The 3,490-nt window shown below is 40.6% G+C and carries 3 protein-coding genes; 2 read left to right on the top strand and 1 reads right to left on the bottom strand.

Annotation, left to right across the window (positions count from 1 at the left end; genetic code table 11):
- The coding region (locus tag PX484_RS18480) for a glutathione S-transferase (RefSeq protein WP_288105052.1) at nt 1-738 on the bottom strand (738 nt) is incomplete at its 3' end.
- Between the two features lie 335 nt (nt 739-1,073).
- Here PX484_RS18480 and PX484_RS18475 point away from each other — a divergent pair.
- A complete protein-coding gene (locus PX484_RS18475; protein ID WP_287767577.1) occupies nt 1,074-2,288 on the top strand; it encodes a hypothetical protein in 1,215 nt (404 codons plus the stop codon).
- A gap of 33 nt (nt 2,289-2,321) precedes the next feature.
- Nucleotides 2,322-3,314 carry a pentapeptide repeat-containing protein gene (locus PX484_RS18470; RefSeq protein ID WP_287670516.1) on the top strand — a complete coding sequence of 331 codons (993 nt, stop codon included), beginning with the start codon at nt 2,322-2,324 and terminating at the stop codon, nt 3,312-3,314.
- The last annotated feature ends 176 nt before the right edge of the window (nt 3,315-3,490 follow it).

The following is a 3,490-nucleotide window of genomic DNA, read 5'->3' as shown; positions in this document are numbered from 1 at the left end:
AGTTTGACGGTATTGACTATAAAGACGGTCGCGCCAAGCAAAAAAGCCCTCGTAGGCGCTATTATCGGCTAACCCCGGAATCCCCTTGCCTTGCAATTCCCTGGGTAAGTTGAGATAGGAACCCTGGGGAAACTGAAGCAGTACACTCAATCCCGCCACGGCTAAATCGGCTAAAGTGGGCTGATCCCCGACTAAATAGGGACGATTGGCTAAAATGAGGTTTAAAGCCTCTAAGTCCTGTTGTAGCCCCTTTTTCGCTGTATTGATAGCATCTTTTCCCAGACCTACACCCGCCCCCAAAATATCAATTAATTCCCCCGGCATGGAACCCAGTAACAAGCGCATAAAATCGGGAGTTTCCCGGGGTAAAAAAGCGGTACGAAAGTTTTGATTTTGGGCAAAAGCGCCGAGAAAAGCGGTTCTTCCTTTTAATCCCAGGGATTCATCGGCCCATTCTTCGATTAATAAACATTGACCCCGTTGGAGGGGATCTGTGGGTATAATTGGTTTTTCAGGATACTTGCGATCAAGATAAAAAGCAATCTCCGTCGAGTCAGCGATATAAGTATCACCATCCTTGAGGACCGGGACCTGTCGCTGTCCGGAAAGACGGAATAAGTCCAATTGTCCCACCCCCGGCACCACGTCCCTTTTTTTATAGGCAAGTCCTTTATAATCGAGGATGAGACGGACTTTCTCACAATAGGCAGATAATTCAAATTGGTAGAGTTCTAGCATGGGATTGATATGACCTCTCGATAAATCAGTTTCTCCCTGATTACTCTAACTCTATCGGGCATCGATCGTCTAAACTTAAAGACTTTACTCCGATTTTGCTCGAACATTTGTACTAAAAACGAGAAAGGCGAAAAAATAATCTTTTGCTAATTTTAGGGACCAAATGTAGCAAACCGAACTCAATAGCTGCACGCTTTTAGGCTAGAATATCCTCGAGCGCCAGAAGAGCCGAAATAACTTATATATTCCGGCAAGCTAACTTGCGAGAGATCAATAGCATAACCTCATAGTAGGGGTGTGCGAGGGTGGGCGACTTTCTCGGATCAGAGGTTACTATGCAATTATCCATGGACGTTTTTAATGAGGTAGTTCGCTATCTCGACAGCCACGAAGAAAAATTACGGATCAAAAAATTAATCTTTTGTATCTGTAAAAAATATTGGGAAAATGCTCCTAATATTTTAGAGGGTGTGGCTATGGAAGAATTGGTGAAGGAGTTAGTGCAACTCAAAACCAGTAATGAACAATTAACTTTTTCTGTTTATGAATTAGTTAAAACCCTAAATCATCATGAAGTTTATGCGGGCGTAGCCAAGGTTATTATTAAGCAAATCAGTAAATTATATGGTGGTATTGCTGCCGCCTATGAAACCCAATTATCACCATTAATAACAGCAGTTAACCCTAGGTTAACTGCTGTTATTAATGCTGTCAACAACGAGGAAGATAATTCCTTAAGACAGGTGGTTAGTAGCCTAGAAAATCATCTAGAGACGGAGAGAATTCAAAAATTAATGTTTGCCGCCTGTAAAAATCGTTGGGAAAATGATCGATCAGTGATTAATAATTATGGCTTAAAAAATATTGTTTTAGAACTTCGGCAAAACAATCCTGATTTTTTAAGCTTGCGACAAACTCTCAACCAAATTGCCGAAAATATTAATAAAAAAGCTCTCTACCTAGCCCTAGCCGATATTATTCTTACCCAGCTAGAGCCTCTCTACAATACTAATAACGATTACAAAGAAGAGGATAATGAGTCAAAAAGTGAAATCTTTAACGATCAAATGGTTCATCTAAATGATGATTGTGATTCTTCGGCTAAAACTGCATCTTTCTCCTCCTCTAGAACTAGAAGTAAACCTGTGGATTTTGCCTCTTCGAGCATCGCTATAAGTGAACCGCAAGTAAGAATGGAATTACCCTTTGCCGAGCCAGCTTTCTTAAACAATAACCCCAGTAATTCCCCACAAATTCCTGCCTACGACCCCTTTGAAATTCGTTTAGAAATTTTGCATTATGCTAATCCTTTACGAGCTAAAATATTGATTTTCTCGCTCCTATTTTATCCTTGGGATCAGAGCAGTCAAGATTGGTTAACCCTGCGAAGTTATACCCTAGAAGATTTACTACAACAACTCATCCAAAGCGGGAAATCTCTCAAGGATATCGAAATTCAACTATACAATATTGCTCACACCCAAATGGATAGGGATGCTAACGTTCAAACCGCCAGTATTCTGTTGCAAGCTTTACAAAGAATTCTCTAATTTTTTACCCCAATTTATCTGGATATTCTACCTATGAAACCAAACGAATTAATTGCACGTTATGCCGCGGGAGAAACTCAATTTAGTGGCTTAAAATTACCCGGAGTTAATTTAGTTGGTGCTGACTTAATTGGCATTGTTTTAAATCAAGCAGATCTACACGGCTCCAATCTTCTCTTTACCTATCTTAACCGGGCTAATCTCGCTCAAGCTAATCTTGTGACAGCTAATTTAAGTGGTGCTAGTCTCAACCAAGCTGACTTAAATGGGGCAGATTTACGCAGTGCCAATTTACACGGAGCGATGCTACAAGGGGCTAATCTTCGTGATACTGATATAACCCTAGCTATTCTACTTGATGCTAACTTGATCGGGGCGGATTTACGAGGGGCTGATTTAAGTAGTGCTAACCTCACTGGTGCTTGTTTGCGGGGAACAAATATGCGTCGGCAAAATAAAAATTGTAACACTAATTTACAAGCGGCTAATCTCTATCGCGCCGACCTGCAAGGGGCTAATATGAAAGGGGTTAATCTGGTGCGAGCTAATCTAGTAGGAGCCAATTTCAAGGAGGCTAATTTGTGTGATGTTGACCTCAGAAAAGCGGATTTAACTAATGCTAATCTCCAAGGTGCTTTACTCACTGATGCTAATTTAATCGGGGCGCGTTTAGTGGGGGCAAATCTAGCGGGAGCCAATTTAGTGCGGTCAAAAATGAGCGATACGGAGGCAATGGGTGCAAATTTCCATAGTACAATTATGACTCAAATAAAACTCGATCGAGCTAATCTTAGTCAAGCTAATTTTCAAGCGGCAACAATGAGTCATGCTGACTTAAGAAGGGCTAATCTTTCAGGAGTTAATCTCAGGGAAGCGGATTTAGTCGATGCTTTCTTTGCCAGAGCAAATCTCACCAGTGCCGATTTAAGTAATGCTAATCTAACTCGTGCTGAGTTAATGAGTGCTAATCTCATAGGAGTTAACTTCCGCGGTGCAATTATGCCCGATGGCCGGATTAATAATTAAAATTACTAGACAGTTTTGTTGGCAATTATTCTGGTATAATTAGGGTTTGCTGAAAAAGTCATTGAAAAGTACAGGTCTCTTAATCAATGATTTCACTTAGCTACAAGCATAAGCTTTAGTTGTTGATTAATTTTTAAGTTATAACTTATCCTAATCATTGACCGAGAAAAAGTGCT

The organism is Microcystis sp. M49636_WE2 (genome assembly GCF_030065375.1).
Lineage (GTDB): Bacteria > Cyanobacteriota > Cyanobacteriia > Cyanobacteriales > Microcystaceae > Microcystis > Microcystis aeruginosa_C.
Note: the sequence above shows the minus strand (reverse complement) of the source record. Positions and strands in the feature narration are given on the sequence as shown.